General features: G+C 42.4%; 18 protein-coding genes and 4 tRNA genes. 8 read left to right on the top strand and 14 right to left on the bottom strand.

The genetic code is table 11. From position 1 onward, the window contains the following. Nucleotides 1–40: 40 nt before the first annotated feature. The 5 genes from LRQ06_RS20870 to LRQ06_RS20850 form a co-directional block, all read right to left on the bottom strand. Entirely contained in the window at nucleotides 41–994 is a 954-nt protein-coding gene (locus tag LRQ06_RS20870) for a succinylglutamate desuccinylase/aspartoacylase domain-containing protein (protein ID WP_232768954.1), read from the bottom strand. A gap of 108 nt (nucleotides 995–1102) precedes the next feature. Continuing rightward, nucleotides 1103–1711, bottom strand: a complete 609-nt coding sequence (locus LRQ06_RS20865; protein ID WP_232768953.1) for a histidine phosphatase family protein — start codon at nucleotides 1709–1711, stop codon at nucleotides 1103–1105. Then, nucleotides 1708–2253 (bottom strand): bifunctional adenosylcobinamide kinase/adenosylcobinamide-phosphate guanylyltransferase, encoded by a 546-nt coding sequence (gene cobU / locus LRQ06_RS20860; RefSeq protein WP_232768952.1) that lies wholly within the window; start codon nucleotides 2251–2253, stop codon nucleotides 1708–1710. The genes LRQ06_RS20865 and cobU overlap by 4 nt, the downstream gene beginning before the upstream one ends. A gap of 6 nt (nucleotides 2254–2259) precedes the next feature. Continuing rightward, complete coding sequence (gene cobT, locus LRQ06_RS20855) at nucleotides 2260–3291, bottom strand: nicotinate-nucleotide--dimethylbenzimidazole phosphoribosyltransferase (RefSeq protein ID WP_232769030.1); 1032 nt, start codon at nucleotides 3289–3291, stop codon at nucleotides 2260–2262. A 127-nt stretch (nucleotides 3292–3418) separates the two neighbouring features. After that, on the bottom strand, nucleotides 3419–4132 hold the full coding sequence (locus LRQ06_RS20850; protein ID WP_232768951.1) for a dienelactone hydrolase family protein: 714 nt from the start codon (nucleotides 4130–4132) through the stop codon (nucleotides 3419–3421). Nucleotides 4133–4446: 314 nt separating this feature from the next. Here LRQ06_RS20850 and sbcB point away from each other — a divergent pair, with 314 nt between their 5' ends. From sbcB to purT, 5 genes are all read left to right on the top strand, one after another. Beyond that, a complete protein-coding gene (gene sbcB / locus LRQ06_RS20845) occupies nucleotides 4447–5901 on the top strand; it encodes an exodeoxyribonuclease I (RefSeq protein ID WP_232768950.1) in 1455 nt (484 codons plus the stop codon). Between the two features lie 40 nt (nucleotides 5902–5941). Beyond that, nucleotides 5942–6307 (top strand): CidA/LrgA family protein, encoded by a 366-nt coding sequence (locus LRQ06_RS20840; RefSeq protein ID WP_232768949.1) that lies wholly within the window; start codon nucleotides 5942–5944, stop codon nucleotides 6305–6307. A 1-nt stretch (nucleotide 6308) separates the two neighbouring features. Further along, nucleotides 6309–6995, top strand: coding sequence for an LrgB family protein (locus tag LRQ06_RS20835; RefSeq protein ID WP_232768948.1), 687 nt, complete (start codon nucleotides 6309–6311; stop codon nucleotides 6993–6995). A 127-nt stretch (nucleotides 6996–7122) separates the two neighbouring features. Beyond that, a complete protein-coding gene (cdd, locus tag LRQ06_RS20830; protein ID WP_232768947.1) occupies nucleotides 7123–7959 on the top strand; it encodes a cytidine deaminase in 837 nt (278 codons plus the stop codon). A gap of 181 nt (nucleotides 7960–8140) precedes the next feature. Continuing rightward, nucleotides 8141–9316, top strand: coding sequence for a formate-dependent phosphoribosylglycinamide formyltransferase (gene purT / locus LRQ06_RS20825; protein WP_232768946.1), 1176 nt, complete (start codon nucleotides 8141–8143; stop codon nucleotides 9314–9316). Between the two features lie 94 nt (nucleotides 9317–9410). Here the strand turns inward: purT and ihfA are convergent, their stop codons facing one another. The 7 genes from ihfA to LRQ06_RS20790 all read right to left on the bottom strand — a co-directional run bounded on the left by ihfA (nucleotide 9411) and on the right by LRQ06_RS20790 (nucleotide 14190). After that, nucleotides 9411–9704 (bottom strand): integration host factor subunit alpha, encoded by a 294-nt coding sequence (gene ihfA, locus LRQ06_RS20820; RefSeq protein ID WP_232768945.1) that lies wholly within the window; start codon nucleotides 9702–9704, stop codon nucleotides 9411–9413. A gap of 413 nt (nucleotides 9705–10117) precedes the next feature. Further along, the gene (gene pheT / locus LRQ06_RS20815) at nucleotides 10118–12502 is read right to left on the bottom strand and encodes a phenylalanine--tRNA ligase subunit beta (protein ID WP_232768944.1); all 2385 of its coding nucleotides are present in this window, start codon (nucleotides 12500–12502) and stop codon (nucleotides 10118–10120) included. 17 nt (nucleotides 12503–12519) lie between these two features. Next, complete coding sequence (gene pheS, locus LRQ06_RS20810; protein WP_232768943.1) at nucleotides 12520–13503, bottom strand: phenylalanine--tRNA ligase subunit alpha; 984 nt, start codon at nucleotides 13501–13503, stop codon at nucleotides 12520–12522. 305 nt (nucleotides 13504–13808) lie between these two features. Beyond that, nucleotides 13809–13884: transfer RNA gene (locus LRQ06_RS20805), tRNA-Gly, on the bottom strand. 16 nt (nucleotides 13885–13900) lie between these two features. Beyond that, a tRNA-Leu gene (locus LRQ06_RS20800) sits at nucleotides 13901–13987 on the bottom strand. 50 nt (nucleotides 13988–14037) lie between these two features. Continuing rightward, nucleotides 14038–14113, bottom strand: a tRNA-Gly gene (locus LRQ06_RS20795). 3 nt (nucleotides 14114–14116) lie between these two features. After that, nucleotides 14117–14190: transfer RNA gene (locus LRQ06_RS20790), tRNA-Cys, on the bottom strand. Nucleotides 14191–14495: 305 nt separating this feature from the next. Here LRQ06_RS20790 and LRQ06_RS20785 point away from each other — a divergent pair. Continuing rightward, nucleotides 14496–15335 carry an NAD-dependent epimerase/dehydratase family protein gene (locus tag LRQ06_RS20785; RefSeq protein WP_232768942.1) on the top strand — a complete coding sequence of 280 codons (840 nt, stop codon included), beginning with the start codon at nucleotides 14496–14498 and terminating at the stop codon, nucleotides 15333–15335. A gap of 31 nt (nucleotides 15336–15366) precedes the next feature. On the opposite strand, the gene LRQ06_RS20780 is transcribed toward LRQ06_RS20785, so the two are convergent. Both LRQ06_RS20780 and aspS read right to left on the bottom strand, forming a co-directional pair. Continuing rightward, a complete protein-coding gene (locus LRQ06_RS20780; RefSeq protein WP_232768941.1) occupies nucleotides 15367–15945 on the bottom strand; it encodes a thymidine kinase in 579 nt (192 codons plus the stop codon). Between the two features lie 64 nt (nucleotides 15946–16009). Then, nucleotides 16010–17779 (bottom strand): aspartate--tRNA ligase, encoded by a 1770-nt coding sequence (gene aspS / locus LRQ06_RS20775; RefSeq protein WP_232768940.1) that lies wholly within the window; start codon nucleotides 17777–17779, stop codon nucleotides 16010–16012. Nucleotides 17780–18071: 292 nt separating this feature from the next. On the opposite strand from aspS, the gene LRQ06_RS20770 reads away from it, so the two are divergent. Together LRQ06_RS20770 and cmoA are read left to right on the top strand one after the other, a co-directional pair. Further along, nucleotides 18072–18941 (top strand): DUF72 domain-containing protein, encoded by an 870-nt coding sequence (locus LRQ06_RS20770; RefSeq protein WP_373054850.1) that lies wholly within the window; start codon nucleotides 18072–18074, stop codon nucleotides 18939–18941. A 116-nt stretch (nucleotides 18942–19057) separates the two neighbouring features. Beyond that, nucleotides 19058–19786 carry a carboxy-S-adenosyl-L-methionine synthase CmoA gene (gene cmoA / locus LRQ06_RS20765; protein WP_232768938.1) on the top strand — a complete coding sequence of 243 codons (729 nt, stop codon included), beginning with the start codon at nucleotides 19058–19060 and terminating at the stop codon, nucleotides 19784–19786. Nucleotides 19787–19819 lie beyond the last annotated feature (33 nt).

The raw sequence follows: 19819 nt of genomic DNA, 5'->3' as shown, positions 1-19819 counted from the left end.
TTACCTGTTAAAAAAACGAATAGAAAGAAAATTTAGCTCATTAATCATAAATCAGCTGACTTTCTTCATATCTCGGTAGTACATCAAACACCATAATAGCGGCAATATCTCCAACAGATACCGTGCTATCAGGAAATAACACCGCTTCACCATCATTTTTTGCCATCAACGGCTTTTCTCCGTCCATACCAAATACCTCACCATGTTTAAACCGGGTAAAATTCGGAAGCTCAGACGAAAATAAAAAACGGAACTCATTATGCTGTTTGACAATGGTCCTTGTTACTCTGAAATATTTAGGGGCTTTCGGTATATGTTCGCTCTTCTCTTGTGCCATAAAATCCCGAAGGGTTAGTTCAAACCCTTGATTTCTTCTTTGACTGATCTCAGCGGCTTTTACGGATAATTCAATTTGAGCTGAATCAACCTCAAACTGATTGGCAATATTCCAGGTGAGCGTCTGTGTTGGTGCATTGTGCAAGACAACAGCATCAATATGCGATAATTCAAAGAATTCAAACAAACGGGATGAACGAACCGGCGCCCGGACTTTGGGACTATACGCAACGGTTGGATAAATCGATGAACGGTCATTAATCGTAATATCCAGATAAAGCCCTTTCTGCGGATTAATCCCACTCCAAAAAGCTTTCACGTAGTTCTGCAAAGCATCATCAAGAGTAACCGGAAGACCGTCAGAAATCTCATTTAAAATAAACAGACAATGTATTTTTACCTTCTGAAAACCACTAATAACGTCATCAAGAAGGGAATCAATAAAACTAAGATGTGATGCATTCTTTGCGGATGCACAGCAGGTTACCAGCAAATGGGGAGTCTCATCACTAACTTCCGAAGGAATAATTTCAAAAACGCCAGCATCATGTAAAACAACTCTGACATCATTCGAGACGGTTTTCTCCTCTTTCTCCAGTCTGGCCGTCAGATATAGACTGTCGTTTAAAAAGGACTGTTCAAATAACTTGCTGCACATGCTTACACCTGAATCTTAACAAAAACTAAAGACAACACATTGAGATGGTAGAATTACGTGTAAAAACTAATAGTATCATGACGTTGTTTATTACGTGAATCGAATCGCTCACAATGTGACGCCGATACTTTTCACAGTAACGAAAGGCTTTCTGTCCATAACAATTTCAAAATGGGTCAATGACTGATTGGAAATCGTTAACCGAGTAAATAAAGAAGCATTATTCCAGGGGAAACCCAAAACGTTAGCCAGAATCATACGAATAACACCGCCATGAGTAATAATTAATAAGTCTTGATCCAGACCCGAGATAACTCCTTCCCAGGTGACAGAAATCCTGTGATAGAAATGCTCTAATGTTTCTGCCTCAGGTAATGGATTTGCCTGAGGATCCTGCCAGAAGCGGTCAAGCGTACCCCATTCATCTTGAGGGATACGATCAAAAGGCACTCCGTCATAAACACCAAAATTCATTTCACCCAAATCGGGATGAACCCTCAACGTTTTATGTTCCGAATCTGAGATTAACTTCCCCAGAGACAGACAGCGGGAAAGTGGCGAGCTGATAATCGTCGAAAAACTGACCTCTGCCGCATGAAGCTTCTGATGAATTTCCTGTTGCGTCGTCACCGGAACTTTAGCGTCAAACTGGCCATTCAATGCTGCTGCTCCTTCCGTTTTCCCATGCCTTAATAACCAGACGTTAATTTTTCTCACAACGCCCCCTTCAAGACTAACGGGAGCCCGGCAGACACCAGGAAGACATTGTCTACAACACCGGCAATAGCCTGATTCATCCAGCCGGCGTTATCAACAAACAGCCGGGTAATCTTGCCCATAGGGACAACCCCAAGTCCAACTTCATTCGACACCAGAACATAACTGGCTTCGGAATCTGAGAGGACTCTGACAAGTTCCTGAACTTTATCCTGAACTTCGTTCTGAGAAATGTCATTTCCGTCATTATAAATAATGTTATTCAACCAGATGGTCAGACAATCAACTAATACCACATCACTTCGCTGAAATGTTTGTAACTTCGATGCAAGTTCTGTCGGACATTCATGTTCAATCCATTCGGAACCTCGCCTTTTTTGATGCTCGGTAATCCGCTCTTTCATCTCAGCATCAAAAGCAATAGCGGTCGCGACATAGTGAAGACGAGTATGCGGCTCTTCAGAATACAACCTGGAAACAATACTTTCCGCAAAACGTGATTTCCCGCTACGTGCTCCGCCCAGAATAAGGTATGTTGACATTATTAGTTACACCGTCACACCAGCTTCATCAAAACTCGCCATTGTATTATAAAATTCACAGGCAGAACGGAGTAATGGAACAGCCAGAACGGCCCCTGTTCCTTCGCCAAGTCTTAGCCCTAGAGAAAGCAATGGCTTCGCTTCCATTTTACTCAAAACCAACTTATGGCCGGATTCTTCCGACTGATGTGAGAAAATCATATATTCTCTGCATTCAGGCTCAATTAAAGACGCAACATAAGCAGAGACAGTCACAATAAAACCATCAACCAAAACGGGGGTTTTCTTCCTTCCTGCACCTAAAAAAGCGCCAACCATTTGGACAATTTCATAACCTCCGACATTCGCAAGCACTGTCAGCAGGTCCACATCTTTATTTTGCTCTGCCGCTTTAGTAACAATCGCAAGTTTAGTCGCATATTGCTCTGGATTTATTCCGGTACCAAGTCCAACGCACGCCTCAGGATTACTTTGAGTAATAGACGCAAGAATTGCTGCTGCACTGGTTGTATTGGCAATACCCATTTCACCAAACATAACCAGATTAGAACCCGATTCGATAGTATCAGCGACGATCCGCTCACCCAGATCCAACCCCTGTTTCACCTGCTCTGATGTCATAGCTGGTTTGTGAGCGAAGTTTTCTGTACGCTCTCCAAGTCGTTGCAAAACAAATATCTCATCCTGCGGACGGTCAACCGGAATCATGATGCCACAATCGATTACCTTCATCGCCACATCATTACTACGGCAGAAACAGTTTACTCCGGCTCCTCCGGCTAAAAAGTTCATGACCATCTGATAAGTGACCTCACTTGGAGCGATACTCACACCTTCATCAGCGACACCATGGTCACCGGCAAATACCAGGACGGTTGGTTTTGTTACGTCAATATGATCTACCGTACTCTCTTTCCCCTGAGACTGAATCAATGCTAATTTTGTTGCCAACTGCTCTAAAATGCCCAAAGAACCAAGAGGCTTTGTTTTTTGATCAATACGATGCTTGATGTCAGCTAAATATTTTGTCTCCAACATGGTTTTCTCTTTTCTGATTAATGAGTTAATCCTTCCAGTGTACTCAGCCATTTGATAAATACCACAGGAAAATACGTCTTCTCTATGCTCATTCCCTCTAATAGTGACAGCTTATTCCCTACAGAAACTAAATCATTTCAGCGAAAAAATGGGTCAATGCCTTCCACGAGCGATTAGTTGATCGAGCCTGAAAAGCAAAGCCTGGATTGTTCGCTTTGGGGTTAGTAAAAGAATGTCCGGTATGACCAAATGTCAGAATTTGCCAATCTGAACACCGTTCTGACAATTCCTGGCAGAGGGTATCGAGCGAGTCTGGTGGAGATAAAGGGTCGTCATACCCATGTAGAATCAGCACCGAAGGCTTAATCTCCGGTATGTCCGCATTATCAGAGACCGGAGCGTCATAGACCCCATGGAGAGAGACTACGGCAGTGAAAGATTCGCCACTACGAGCCAAATCAAGTACCCCCTTGCCACCAAAGCAATAGCCCATTGCTCCAATCCGTTGCTCGTCCACGCCATCAATCCCACGAAGCGCATTCAACGCGGCAAGCATTCTCTGACACAAGACATGTCGGTTTTCATCAAGTTCGCTCTTCCATAATGTTGCCTCTTCCGGAGAGGTAGTCGAACGCCCATCCCCATAATAGTCAACAACAAGAACGGAATACCCCTGTGCAACCAGTTCTTTCCCTCGTTCAACGAAGAATGAAGTAATCCCACAAAACGCTGGCGCAATTAGTATACCGGGCACCGGTGTCGTTTGTTGATCATCCCAGATAAATTGTCCGTGCATGGTGGTATCACCTTCCGTGTAAATATGTTGCTTTTGCTGAATCATCCTTTCTTCCTCATTGATTGTTATGTGTGTTCTACTTTTCGTAGACTGACCCGAACCCTGTATCCTGTATCCTGTATCCTGTATCCTGTATCCTGTATCCTGTATCCTGTATCCTGTTAGAACATTTATAACGAAATCTCAATAATACAGCCAGCCTTGCTTTATCTGAACCTACTTTGCTCCCATTGAATCTACCCCGGTATTAGAAGATAATGGCCGCATTTAGTATTGCCTTCGTGCTATGTAGTGCAATAAAAAAGCCCGAACAGACAACAAATAAAACAGACAGAATCCATTTTATATTAAGGGTTACTTTGAATAATTCAGAATTTGAGCAAAAAGGGACTCAAAAAAAGGGAGAAAAACCGACATTCTTCTTTTTTGACTATGAAACCTGGGGTGTAAGTCCGGCAAAAGATCGACCTTGCCAGTTTGCGGGAGTCAGAACAGATGCCGATTTTAATATAATCGAAGAACCTTTGGTTATTTATTGCCAGCCACCTCACGACTACCTACCTGCACCGGAAGCAGCACTGGTCACCGGTATTACTCCTCAGGTAGCGATACAAAAAGGCTTACCGGAACCTAAATTTATCAGCAAAATTTACGATGCCTTGTCTTGTCCGAATACCACCAGCGTCGGCTATAACAACATTCGGTTTGATGACGAAGTAACCCGTTATACCTGCTATCGCAATTTTCTGGATCCCTATGCCTGGGCATGGAAAAACGGTAATTCAAGGTGGGATATGCTTGATGTCATGCGGGCATGCTATGCACTCAGACCAGACGGTATTCAATGGCCTGAAAATGAAGATGGTTTCATCAGTTTCAAGCTTGAACATCTCTCCGTTGCAAATGGGATTGAGCACAGTAATGCACATGATGCAATGGCAGATGTAATCGCAACGATAGAAATAGCAAAAAAAGTAAAATCGGCTCAACCCAAACTGCTCAATTATTTTTTTGAGAACAGACAAAAACGCAAACTCAATACCCTGGTCGACATTGTAAACCTGACACCACTCGTCCATGTGTCAGGTATGTTTGGGCGTGAATGCCAATATACCAGTTGGGTTGTGCCTCTGGCCTGGCACCCCGGAAACTCAAATGCCGTAATTGCCGTTGATTTGGCGAAATCACCAGAACTGTTGATTTCGATGACCTCTGAAGAACTGCGCAAAAGGCTATACACAAAGAAAGAAGAATTATCCGATTCTGAATTGCCCGTCCCGATTAAACTTATTCATCTGAATAAATGTCCGATACTGGCACCGGCAAAAACGTTAACGGCGGAGAATGCCCAACAAATTGGTATAAACAGGCAGCAATGCCTGGAAAATTTAGCCCTTATCCGGCAACACCCGGAGATTCGAGAAAAAGTAACAGAGATTTTCAGTGAAAATAATGAATTCCCAACCAAAGATATCGACGAGCAACTCTACGACGGTTTCTTCTCCGATACGGATAAAGCAGCAATGGACATCATACGTGAAACTCATCCGGATGCTCTGGGCAGTCTGAATCTTACTTTTGAGGATGCCAGAATCGAACCGCTTCTGTTTCGTTACCGGGCAAGAAATTATCCCTGGACATTAACATTACAAGAACAACAGAAATGGCAGAGTCATTGCCAGAACTATTTTGAAGGACATATACACAACTATATGAATAATCTTGAAAATCTTGTAACTCAATATGAGAACCAACCAGACAAATTAAATGTCCTGAAATCCGTTTATAGATATGTTCTTAATTTAACAGACTGACTGATTGTTTTTTTATTTATCATAATGTGGTTGAAATAAAATGATAAAAACACTTTTTCATTATCTCATTTCCTTATTTCTCATTTTTGGTTCCCTGTTCGTCGGGAATTCGATTCAAAGCGCACTAGGTATTGCAATTCCAGGCAGTATCATTGGAATGCTTCTTCTGTTTGTTTTACTGGCCTCCGGTATTTTCAAAGTCGAGTGGATTCGCCCGGGAGCCAGTTTGTTTATCCGGCACATGATGTTTCTATTTGTTCCTATTAGTGTCGGATTAATGGTCCACCTTGATACTCTGATGAGTAACGTCATTCCAATTGTGGCCAGTGTCATTGGCGGTTCGCTGATCGTGATGGTGACACTTGGACTTATCCTTGATAAATATTTATCTAGAAAAGGGGATTGATATGTGGTTTGTTCTAACTGTTGCAGTATTTTATGCGGTTAAATGGATCGCTCAAAAAATTAATTCACCTGTTTTCAATCCATTGCTAATCAGTATCATTGTATTGATAACTGTTTTAATGTCTTTTCACATTCCGTTTGATACTTATTATGCTCAAAATTCATGGATAAGTTTTTTACTCCAGCCTGCCGTTGTCGCTCTGGCTTTTCCTTTGTATGAACAACTACCTCAAATACGGGCCAACTGGAAGCTTATCATCACGTCATGCCTGGTCGGCAGCTCATTATCAATGATTACCGCTAGTATTATCGCAGTTTTACTTCATGCCGACATACCACTTATCGCAGAGCTGCTAACCAAATCAATTACAACCCCTATTGCTATGGAAGTCGCTAGTCAGCTTGGTGGCGAGCCCTCCATCGCCGCAATATTAGTATTACTGGCAGGATTATTCGGAGCAATTCTTGGTTACCCTATCTGTAATATTATTAAAATAAAACACCCGGTTGCCCGAGGGTTAACCATGGGAACGGTGTCTCACGCTCTGGGGACATCGGCTTGTGCAGAAAGAGATCCTAGAGATGCAGCATTCAGCTCTCTGGCTTTGGTTTTATGTGGTGTCATTACATCCATACTGGCGCCCCTCTATCTTGCATTTGCCATGTGGTTATTTCATCTCTTAAATTAGTGAGATTTAGATCGCTATTAAGTGAAATATCAAATAGCGTACATCATAAAATAGTGATCTTAGTATCAGAATATGCCCAAAGGTCTGTATAATCTATCTATACAAAAATGCAGATTCAGGCATAAGAATGACAATTACACAGCGTTTAACCGAGCGTTTTCTTTCAGAAAACACGACCACTGTTTGTGCCATTGAGCATAAATTAAAATATCAACTGCTCGAAGAGTTTAAAACAAGCGAACCTGAGCTATGCTTTGCGCTTCTGCCACTAGCGGCATCTTTAGCTCATGTTCCTCTCTCTGGATTTTCTGTTGGAGCTATCGTAAAAGGCCTGTCCGGAACACTTTATTTTGGTGCCAATATGGAATTTTCAGAATCGGCTATCGGGCAGACAATTCACGCGGAACAAGCGGCATTTAATAATGCATGGATGAATGGCGAAACCGGTATTTCAGACATATTTGTCAGTGCAAGCCCCTGTGGCCATTGCCGACAGTTTCTGAATGAAATTACAACGTCAAAAGAACTCAATGTGTGGGTCAAGGGTAAACCTGGTAGCAAGCTCACCTCACTCCTCCCGGAAGATTTTGGCCCACAAGATTTGGGGGTTCATACCGCTTTAATGGCCAATAAATCCACTGAGGGTCACTCTGAGCTGGAATCAGCGCTCTCCCGCAGTTACTCCCCCTACACACATAGCCCTTCTGCCGTCGTACTGACAATGAAAGACGGAACACAGTATGCCGGTGCCTATGCTGAAAATGCAGCGTTTAATCCAAGCCTACCGCCATTACAATCGGCACTAATAATGTGTTTACTTCATGGCAATCAATTAGCAGATGTCTCCGATGTCTTACTCACTGAGAATAAAGGCAACAAAGTAAAGCACGGGCAAATCACAAAATTACTCTGCTCAGTCATACTTCCAAATGCAACATTTCATCAGGTTGAAGACTTTAAGTAGAAAACCTGATTTCTGTGCCTTATTTACACAGTACTCTTGTAAATAAGGCTTTTATCTGAAAGTGTTCCTGACAAAGTTAAAAAACAAAATATACGTCAGACAAACGACGCAAACGTTTGCTTTGTGTGTTTTTTTAGGTATCATCTGCTCCGGTTTAGTCATGATAGTAAGGTAGTGGTTTATGTTAGGGACAGCAACAGCAAACTCAGCAACAAAAGTCCTGCTCCTTGGTTCCGGTGAACTGGGTAAAGAAGTAGCAATTGAATGCCAACGTCTAGGCTTAGAAGTTATTGCCTGTGACCGATATGAGAATGCACCTGCAATGCAAATAGCTCACAGATCTATTGTATTCAATATGCTTGATGCACATGAGCTTCGTTCCGTCATCAACAAAGAGAAACCGGACTTTATCGTTCCGGAAGTCGAAGCTATTGCCACAGAAGTGCTTGTCGAAGTCGAGCGAAATGGAATTAATGTTGTACCAAATGCAAATGCAACCCTGTTAACGATGAACAGAGAAGGTATTCGCCGCCTGGCAGCTGAACAGCTCAATTTACCGACATCACCTTATTCTTTTTCTGAATCCTATGAAGAGTTTTGTAATTCCGTTGAGACTGTCGGTATTCCTTGTGTAGTAAAACCGGTAATGAGTTCGTCAGGCAAAGGACAAAGCATAATAAAGTCTCAAAATGATGTTAAATCCGCCTGGAATTATGCACAGGAAGGAGGCCGTAGTGGTGCCGGAAAGGTTATTGTTGAAGGGTTTATTGATTTTGACTACGAAATAACACAACTAACCGTCAGAGCGACAGATGGCATTCATTTCTGTGAACCTATCGGGCATCGTCAGGAAGATGGTGACTACCGTGAATCATGGCAACCTCAGATTATGTCTCCTCAGGCGAAAGCCAATGCACAGGAGGTTGCAGGAAAAATCGTGGATGCTCTCGGTGGTTACGGGATCTTCGGTGTCGAACTTTTCATTAAAGGCGATAATGTAATATTCAATGAAGTCTCCCCACGTCCTCATGATACAGGCCTGGTCACCCTGGTTTCACAGAACTTATCTGAATTTGCTCTTCATGTCAGAGCGTTTCTGGAACTTCCTATCGGGCCAATACAACAAATTTCATCCGCTGCTTCTGTCGCTTTGCTGGGCAATGGTTGTTCAGAAGATCTGAAATACAATGGCATAGCCGATGCTTTATCAATCACAAACTGTCAGTTACGCCTGTTTGGAAAACCTGATATTAATGGTAAACGTCGTCTGGGCGTTACCCTTGCAACAGATGAGACAATCAATAAGGCAAAAGCAAAAGCAATCGAGTGTGCAAATAAGATAGATATTATTTACTAATATCTATCTCTTAAAATACAGTTATCACGTTCAGATAAAATCAAAAAGGCCTTTTTACAGGCCTTTTTTCACAGTACCAGCTTAGAATTTCTTTTTATTCTGGCTTAATACTTTCCACCCGAGCTTTTAACTTTTGACCAGGTCTAAACGTAACAACCCGTCTAGCCGTAATTGGAATGTCTTCCCCCGTTTTTGGATTTCTTCCAGGCCGTTCGTTTTTATCTCTTAAATCAAAATTACCAAAACCTGATAGTTTTACCTGTTCGCCATTTTCCAGTGCTTTCCGAATTTCTTCAAAAAACACTTCAACCGTTTCCTTGGCATCCCTTTTACTAAATTCGAGTTTCTCGAACAGGTTTTCAGCCAAATCGGCCTTTGTAAGCGCCATAAAACTTTTCCTCAAAGCTATGTTGAACCTTACTGTTCTACAACAGCACCAAAGCAGTAGTCTACTGTCAGACCTTAATGACAAGTAACACTACAAAAGTGTAAGCCAACCTTATGATTTACGCCAACTTTTTTAATAACAATCGTGTCCAATTTGTGCTACTGATTAATCATTGAACAATATTTTAAACCAGACCATATGGATATAATCTCTGTGAAATAATAATTAACAGGAATAATATTCTATGGTATTCAATAAAAACAGTAATTTTAATCAGAATCCAATTTTGTGAAATACGTCTAAAGACTGATTTATAAATTTCTGAAAAATAAAGAACTTCTCAAAAATGAGACAAGATAAAATAAAAAATGGACCGCATTGCAGTCCATTTTTATCATCCGTTTTTTCAAAATTTAGTCGCGAAGTGTCGCAGAAAATTTTGCATGCATCTCATTAACCACAGTTTCCACTGCTTCGCTAATTTCTGCTTCTTCCAGAGTACGTTCAGTTGATTGAAGCGTTAAGGCAATAGCTAAACTTTTCTTACCTTCTTCAACCCCTTTACCAACATATACATCAAACAGTTTCGCTCCGGTTACAAGCGGGCTTGCAGAAGATTTACAAGCCATAACAACATCACCAGATGGAACTTCATCAGCAACAACCAAAGCAATATCGCGTCGGTTTGACGGAAATTTACTCAATGAAGCCGCTTCAGGCACAACCCTCTGACTTATCGCATTCCACTCAATTTCGAAAACGATGGTGCGACCATTCAGACCAAGTTTACGTTCAACCTCAGGATGTACAGTTCCGATAACACCAACAGGTTTACCACTTAACAATACTGCCGCGCTCTGCCCCGGATGAAGTGCAGGGTGTTTTACCGTCGCAAACTCAAAATTATGATTAGATGTCAGTTCTAAAACAGCCTCTAAATCACCTTTCAAATCAAAGAAATCAACCGTCTCACTTTCAATATTCCAGTGCTCATCAGAACGGGTACCGGAAATAACGCCAGCCAGAATCGGCTCCTGACGCATACCATTTTCCGCATGTTGATCAGGCGTAAATCTCAGGCCATATTCAAACAGGCGAACCCGGGGTTGTTGACGTTTCTGATTGCGCACAACGGTATTCAACAAACCTTGCATCAACCCAAGTCTCATAGCGGACATGTCAGCCGAAATTGGATTAGGCAACACTAACGGCTCCACATCAGCAACAAACAATTTTTGCTGCTCTGGCTCAACGAAGCTGTAAGTAATCGCTTCGTGATAACCACGATCAACAAGTAAATCTCTGACACGTTTCAGTGGCATATTAGCTTCTTTGTGGAAATTCATCGTCAAAGCTGCCAATGGTGCCTGATTAGGAATATTATCGTAGCCATAGATACGACCAATTTCTTCGATCAGATCTTGTTCAATGGCGATATCAAAACGCCAGGTTGGAGCCGTGGCTGCCCATCCCTCATCCGTTACTTCAACAGCCATACCAAGGCGTTCCAGTATTTCTACCACTTCAGCATCTGAAATAGAATGACCCAACAGAGCATCCAGTTTAATACGACGTAACGTCACTTTGTTCGTAGTTGGAAGGTTGTCATCAGATTCAACGGCAACAACCGGGCCAACGTCACCACCGCAGATATCAACAATAAGCTGAGTAGCACGGGTAACAGCATCATTCTGAAGAGAGTAATCAACACCTCTTTCGTAACGCAAAGAGGATTCGGTATGTAAACCATAAGATCTTGCCCTTCCGCGAATGGCTTCAGGAGAAAAGAAGGCGCACTCTAAAAGAATGTCTTTCGCATCTTCATTCACACCTGAATGCTCACCACCGAAAATACCGGCAAGGGCCAAGGCCTGTTTATGATCGCCAACAACTAATGTATCGGGTGTTAATGTCACTTCATTACCATCAAGAAGGGTCAGTTTCTCTCCTTCTTCGGCCATTCTGACACGAATACCACCATCAATCTTCGACAGATCGAATGCATGCATTGGCTGACCCTGTTCCAGAAGAACATAGTTAGTAATATCAACAACAGGGTCAATGGAACGAATACCACAACGACGTAGTTTTTCCTGCATCCAAAGTGGCGTTTCGGCCTGTACATTCACATTTCTAATAATGCGTCCCAGATAACGAGGGCATGCAGAAGGCGCAAGGACTTCTATCGATGGAGCATCATCAATTGTGGCATCAACATCTTTAATCTCAGGATAGCTGACATCCAAACGATTTAAAACGCCCACTTCTCTTGCCAGACCGCGGATACTAAAACAGTCTGCACGGTTTGCTGTCAAATCAACGTCGACTGTCACGTCATCCAGACCTAAAAATGCCCGGAAATCCTGTCCGATTTCTGCATCATTAGATAATTCCATGATGCCATTTGACTCAACATCAATACCAAGCTCGCTAAATGAACACAACATACCGTGACTGGGCTGCCCACGAAGTTTGGCTTTTTTTATTTTAAAATCACCAGGCAAAACAGCACCAACGGTAGCAACAGCTACCTTTAATCCCTGACGACAATTTGGTGCACCACAGACAATATCCAGTAATTCATTTTCACCGATATCAACCTTAGTAACACGTAATTTATCTGCATCCGGATGTTGAGCACATTCAACAACCTGCCCAACTTTTACACCTGTAAATGTACCTGCGACAGGCAGTACATCATCTACTTCAAGACCAGCCATTGTGATCTGATGAGTTAGCTCGTCAGTGGTAATCGACGGATTCACCCACTCACGAAGCCATGATTCGCTGAATTTCATTCTTAATTACCCCTGAATTATTTGAACTGTTTTAAAAAGCGTAAATCGTTTTCAAAAAATGCACGTAGGTCATTTACGCCATAACGCAACATGGTCAGGCGCTCAACACCCATACCAAAAGCAAAGCCAGTATACTCTTCAGGGTCAATACCTACACTGCGAAGAACATTAGGATGAACCATACCGCAACCCAAAACTTCAAGCCATTTTCCGTTTTTACCTTTTACATCCACTTCAGCAGAAGGCTCTGTAAATGGGAAATAAGACGGACGGAAACGCACTTCTAAATCTTCTTCAAAGAAATTACACAAAAAATCATTCAAAATACCTTTCAGCTGAGCAAAGTTAACATTCTTATCAACCAACATGCCCTCAACCTGATGGAACATCGGAGTATGAGTCTGATCGTAATCATTTCTGTATACACGCCCAGGAGCGATAAACCGTAATGGAGGTTCACTGGCCTCCATAGTACGAATCTGAACTCCTGACGTATGTGTACGCAGCATCAGTTTAGGATTAAAGAAAAACGTATCATGATCCGTTCTTGCCGGATGATCTTCTGCAATATTCAAGGCATCAAAGTTATGAAAATCATCTTCAATTTCCGGACCAGACTGAACCGTAAAGCCCAGCTCTCCAAAGAAACTTTCAATTCGTTCAATTGTACGTGTAACCGGGTGCAAACCACCATTATCTATTTTACGACCAGGCAGGGTGACATCAATAGTTTCCGCAGCCAACTTAGCATCAAGCTCTGCTTTTTGTAATGCTTCTTTTCGTGCTGCAATCGCCTGTTGAACCTGCCCTTTAGCAGCGTTAATTTCCTGCCCCGCACTACGTCTTTCCTCCGGCGGTAATTTCCCCAGATTCTGTAACTGAGCCGTTAACTCACCTTTTTTTCCTAAGTATTGAACACGCACGTCATCCAGTGCGTTCAATGACTCCACAGCTTCTATTGCTGTAGTAGCATTAGCAATGATCTCTTGTAGATGTTGCATCGTTTCCTCGTCTGCCAACGGCAGTCTTTTCAGGACCCTTGGAGGGTTTCTTGGGTATTATCAAAATAAGAAATAAATAGTAACCAAAGTCGGAAATGTTTCCAAACCTAATCTAAAAAGGTAATCAATAACCCGGTCATTGTTGGTTACTACATAAAATTTGAGTGATTATAACAAGTAAAAGCCAGTTGAAACAGACGAGTTAAGTGGAAACCGATGTTTTTTGGAAAGAATATGATTAAGGATAATTCTCAGGTGTAATATAACAAAAAACCCCGGTATCAATACCAGGGTTAGAGCATCTCTGGAGCGACACACGAGGTTCGAACTCGTGACCTCAACCTTGGCAAGGTTGCGCTCTACCAACTGAGCTAGTGTCGCATAAGTCAAGAAGAGATGGTGCCCCGGGCCGGACTTGAACCGGCACAGCGCGAACGCCGAGGGATTTTAAATCCCTTGTGTCTACCAATTCCACCACCAGGGCACGCAATTTATATTAGTATCGCTTAATGGTCTCGGCCATACTAAATTGTCTGGAGCGACACACGAGGTTCGAACTCGTGACCTCAACCTTGGCAAGGTTGCGCTCTACCAACTGAGCTAGTGTCGCAAATGGAGGCGCGTCCCGGAGTCGAACCGAGGTCCACGGATTTGCAATCCGCTGCATAGCCACTCTGCCAACACGCCATTGTATCTTTAAGGTCATCCCTCTCCGGTACGCCATGCATTCTACGGATTCGGTCTTTTCAGTCAACATAAATTTTATAATTTTAATTTGTTTGGTTATTTTACAGTCAAATAAGCGCAAAACTGTGAATAAACTGACAAAAACCATACTAAAACAGAGACTGGCGCAGCATAAAACTTACCATCTGGAGACTTCTCTATATACCCAAATAATGGCAAAAAACGTTCGCAAAAAAACGAACGAACTCTGATAATATTTTACTTAACGAGATATTATAATTAACCAACTCTAATTAGGATCTGATATGACTGTAGTAACCATTATAGGAGCGGGCTGGCTTGGCTCATCACTAGCAACCTATCTGAAATCTGAATACACAGTATATGCATCCCGGACAACGCCAGATGGAGTCAGTGAACTCAGACAAAAAGGAATTAATGGATTCAAATTTGATTTTAAATCCCCGGAAGATTCTCTGGAAACAGTATTCAGTCAACAAACACCAGATATCGTTATTGGCAGCTTCCCTCCGGGATTCCGGAAAGGACATCGTGAAGAGTATACGCTGTACTGGCAGCAGCTATGTCAAGCCTGTCAACAGGCCAAAATCAGTAAGATAATAATGGTAAGTTCTACCTCCGTCTATCCGAATTGTGCAGAAATAATGACGGAAGAATCTGCTTCTCTTTTAATGACGAAACAGGACCCACAATTTACAGATAATGCAAAAATTCTTTTGACTGCTGAAAACTTTGTCCAGAAATCAGGTATTCACTACTGCATACTAAGAATGAGTGGGTTAGTTGGTCCGGGTAGAAATCCCGCAAGATTTATCAATAAAATGAAACAACTGAGTACATTGGCTCCGGCTAACATTGTCCATTTAATTGATGCTGTAAAAAGCATTGATTTTGCAATAAAAAATTTGAATGACGAGATAGTTAATGTCACTACACCCTATACGGTAAGCAAGGCTGAGTTTTATAAATACGCCCTATCCCGGTCAGAATACGATTATGATTTACCTGAGATTGTCAGCGTTGAAGATAAATGCATTGTCAGCGATAAACTTCAGAATCTCGGCTACTCATTTCACTTTTCAGCTACCAGCCAGGCAATTGACAATATCAATGAAACCCCGTAAAAAAGATGCCAAAGTGCATCTTTTTCATTCATCACATATTCAGCAATTCCTTGAAGTGGCGACGGCACAAAGAAACATAACGCTCATTTCCACCAATCGCGACCTGATCACCATCTGAAATAGGCCTGCCATTTTCATCCAGCCGTACGACCATGATCGCTTTCTTACCGCAATGGCAGATTGTTTTTAGCTCAATCAGTTTATCTGCCCAGGCAAGCAAATAGCGGCTACCTTCAAACAGTTCACCCTGAAAATCTGTTCTGAGACCATAACAAAGAACCGGTATTTTTAGTTTATCCACCACCTCAGTGACTTGATAAACCTGTTGTTTTGTCAAAAACTGACATTCATCGATTAAAATACAATGGCATCGCTGCTCTTCATTTAATGATGATATTTCCTGAAATAAATCCGTCGTATCCGAAAATAGACAGGCATCGGATTCTATCCCGATTCTTGAACTGACTTTTCCAGCGCCAAAGCGTGAATCAATAGCCGCCGTGTAAATCACAGGATTCATGCCCCTTTCTTTATAGTTGAAAGCAGACTGAAGTAATGTCGTCGATTTTCCGGCATTCATTGATGAATAATAAAAATATAACTGAGCCAAGTTAATGATTCTCTTTCGTACACAAAAAAGGTGGCCAAAGCCACCTTGATAATAAAGAAATGACTTACTCTTCTTCCGCTTTCGCGATAGAAAGAGCTAATTCCTGAAGGGCGGCCGGGTTAGCCACACTCGGTGCATCGGTCAGCAGGCAAGCGGCAGCCGTTGTTTTCGGAAACGCAATCACATCACGGATATTTTCGGTACCACACAATAGCATGACCAGACGATCCAAACCGAATGCCAAACCGGCATGAGGCGGCGTACCAAATTTCAGTGCATTTAATAAGAACCCAAACTTCTGACGCTGCTCATCTTCACTGATACCCAGAACATCAAAAACGGCAGACTGCATTTCAGAATTATGGATACGGACAGAGCCACCACCTACTTCATAACCGTTTATCACCATATCATAAGCATTGGAGCTCGCAGCGGAAGGATTGGCTTTTAATTCTTCCGGAGTGACGCCCAGTGGAGACGTAAACGGGTGATGCATTGCCGCCAGATTTCCTTCATCATCTTCTTCAAACATTGGGAAATCAACAACCCATAAAGGTGCCCATGCACTTTCATCTGTCAGTTCGAAATCTTTACCGACTTTCAGACGCAATGCTCCCAAAGCTTCGGATACAATGTTGCTCCGATCTGCACCAAAGAGAAGGATATCACCGGATTGTGCGCCGGTGCGTTCAATCATGGCATTAATGATGTCTTCATTAAGGAACTTCGCTACCGGAGACTGAATACCATCCATGCCCGCTTCTTTGTCATTCACTTTCAGCCAGGCTAATCCCTTCGCACCATAAACACCGGCATAGTCACCATACCCATCAATCTGTTTACGGGACATCGCTGCACCACCGGGAACTTTCAAAGCAGCAACACGGCCTTTAGGATCGTTCGCAGGTCCGGCAAAGACTTTAAAGTCGATATCTTTAACGAGATCCGCAACATCAACAAGCTCCATTGGGTTACGCAAATCCGGCTTATCACTACCGAAACGACGCATCGCTTCACTGAACTTCATCACAGGGAAAGTGCCCAGATCAACATCCAGTAATTCTTTCCACATTTCACGGATCATTTCTTCTGTTACGTTTCTGACATCATCCGCCGTCATAAAAGACGTTTCGATATCAATCTGAGTAAACTCAGGCTGACGATCCGCACGCAAATCTTCATCACGGAAGCATTTTACAATTTGATAATAGCGGTCAAAACCGGACATCATCAGCAATTGTTTAAATAACTGAGGCGACTGAGGCAGAGCATAAAACTTACCTTTATGAACCCGGCTTGGCACAAGATAATCACGCGCACCTTCCGGAGTTGCTTTGGTCAGAACCGGGGTTTCGATATCTAAAAATTCGTTGCTGTCTAAAAACCGACGAACAAAGCTGGAGGCTTTAGCCCGAAGCTTAATGCGGTCACTCATTTCCGGACGACGCAGATCTAAATAGCGATATTTTAATCTCTGTTCTTCGGTATTATTCTGGTTAAAGTCCAGTGGTAACACATCTGAACGGTTAATAATGTCAAGACCTGTCGCCAAAATTTCCACTTCACCCGTTGCCATATCTCTGTTGATCTGACTTTCAGGACGAGCCCGTACGTCCCCTGTCAAACGAATACAAAATTCGTTTCTCAGCTGGTTTGCTACCTGGAAAACGTCTGCCATATCTGGATCAACAACAACCTGAACAATCCCTTCACGATCCCGCATATCAATAAAAATCAATCCACCCAGATCGCGACGGCGGTTAACCCAGCCGCACAACTCTACTTTCTGTCCCACCAGAGACTTGTTCAGGTGCCCACAATAATGGCTACGCATAATGAAATTCCCAATAATATCTCTAAAATTTAACTTCCATTACCGAAAAATACCCCGGTAACATAACAAATTACTTTATACTCTGATTACTGAATCAATTCGAGTCATCAATGAAAGATAGTGACGAAATCGCGCATCACCGAAGTTAAGCTGAATAACAAACACACAAAGCGTGTAAATTTCAACCAGTTCTTTCGAATTATTCGAATTCGGAGTGTACTCAAAAAAATTGTCGCTGATTATAGCGCTAAAACTCCGGTAACTACAAAATCAATAATCACTTTTTATATCAATGAAGAACAAAGCCCCTTTAAAATTAGGATTGACCATGTGGTCACACTCACCATGGCAGCAATCACTGTTCGGCCCGGGGACAAAACCCTCAGAACGGCTGGAAAAATATGCCCGGTTCTTCAATACGGTTGAAGGCAATACGACGTTTTATGCGACGCCATCCGTCAGTACGGTGAAAAACTGGTCTGCCGCTACCCCCGGTGATTTTTCGTTTACCTTCAAGTTACCAAAAAATATTACACACAGCGGTAACCTCAGGACAAAACGTACGGAACTCTATGCGTTTCTTTCCATCATGGAGCCGGTAATGGAAAAAATTGGTCTGTGGACGATTCAGCTACCGGCCTCATTCTCTCCCGAACATTTGAGTGATTTACAAACTTTTGTCCGTTATTTTCCCCAGAGTGCCTCGCTTGCTATTGAAGTCCGGCACCAACATTTCTTTTCCAAAGGCCCGGAAGAAAAAGCATTTAATGCATGGTTAATCGATAAAAATCTGGACCGTATCATTATGGATAGCCGGCCTATTTTTTCGGTGTCCCCAACCGGGCCTCTCCTTGCGGATGCGCAGAAAAAGAAACCCAAAGTTCCGGTACATGCGATTTCAACAGCAAACCACCCGCTAATCCGCTTCATCGGTTTGCCTTCGCCCGCGGACAATACCGATTTTATTCAGCCGTGGATCGGAAAGTTATCGGATTGGATGTCGAGAGGGAAAATCCCCTACCTCATGGTTCACACAGCAAATAATGACTATGCGCCTGAGCTTGCAATGGCATTTTACGATACGCTCTGTAAGCAATGTCAAATGCCCGAGCGCGCCGTATTATTAAATGAAAATCATCAACCCCAGATGACGATGTTTTAATTTATTGATATCCGGATGACATTAGTCCTATTTTTTTCTAGAATACGCCGTTTTCAATAAAATTCAGGCGGGTTTTCTTATTTGCCTGGAATTGGTTCAATGCCCAGAGGTTCGTAATGGCAAATAAAGACACCATTTTTTCAGCACCCATTGATAAAATCGGTGACTTCGCATTTGATGAACGTGTTGCCGAAGTTTTTCCTGATATGATTCAACGGTCGGTTCCCGGCTACAGTAATATCATATCCACCATTGGGATGCTCACTCAACGCTTTATAACTGCAGACTCAAATCTCTATGATTTGGGATGCTCTCTCGGTGCAGCAACGCTTTCTATGCGTCGGCATGTTAACCAGAAAGGCTGCCGGCTCATTGCTGTCGATAATTCTCAGGCCATGGTTGAACGTTGTAAACTTCATATCAATGCCTATCGTTCTGATACTCCTGTGAGCATCATCGAAGCTGATATCAGGGACATTAAAATAGAAAACGCTTGTGTTGTTGTATTAAATTTTACACTTCAATTCTTATCTCCGGATGACAGACAGTCATTACTTACGAAGATTTATCATGGAATGAAAAAAGGCGGAATTTTAATCATCTCAGAAAAATATACCTTTGATGATAAAGCTTCAAATGACCTACTCATCGAACTTCATCATGATTTTAAACGGGCAAATGGCTATAGCGAACTCGAAATCAGCCAGAAAAGAACCGCAATCGAAAATGTCCTGAGATCGGATTCTATACAAACGCATAAAGACCGTCTTTACGATATTGGCTTTAAATCAGTTGAGGTCTGGTATCAATGCTTTAATTTCGGCTCAATGTTTGCCATCAAATAAAAACAACAATTTCTTGATTCACTTTTCACTTGG

Source organism: Vibrio salinus, from assembly GCF_021272385.1.
Taxonomy (GTDB): Bacteria; Pseudomonadota; Gammaproteobacteria; order Enterobacterales; family Vibrionaceae; genus Vibrio; species Vibrio salinus.
This window is presented reverse-complemented; position numbering and strand designations above follow the sequence as displayed.